This is a genomic window from Herbaspirillum lusitanum P6-12, assembly GCF_000256565.1.
Lineage (GTDB): Bacteria > Pseudomonadota > Gammaproteobacteria > Burkholderiales > Burkholderiaceae_D > Herbaspirillum > Herbaspirillum lusitanum.
The window spans coordinates 1-290 of the sequence record NZ_AJHH01000337.1 but is presented as its reverse complement, the minus strand read 5'-3'; the positions used below and the strand labels follow the sequence as shown (position 1 = coordinate 290).

Genomic DNA, 290 nt, shown 5'->3' with positions numbered 1-290 from the left:
CCCTGGGCCGGCCGCCTGGCGACCGGCAGCTTCTCCTGCGAGATGGGCAACAAGGTCGAAGTCAAGCTCGACGGCAACAGCAACGTGAGCCTGGTGTGGAAGGGCAGCACCTACAAGATGACGCCGGTATCGACCTCCACCGGCGCGCTGCGTTTCGAAGACAAGGGCGACGGCCTGGTCTGGATCCAGATCCCGTCGAAGTCGATGCTGCTGAATTCGAAGATCGGTCAGCAACTCGCGAACGATTGCAAGAATCGATAACATCTTTTTGTTTTTTGAACGGCAAAAAA

General features: G+C 57.2%; 1 protein-coding gene. It reads left to right on the top strand.

Going from position 1 to position 290, the window contains the following annotated elements; genetic code table 11:
- Positions 1–261, top strand: a 261-nt coding sequence (locus tag HLUSI_RS28075) for an MliC family protein (protein WP_016833999.1), incomplete at its 5' end; no start/stop codon positions are given.
- Positions 262–290 lie beyond the last annotated feature (29 nt).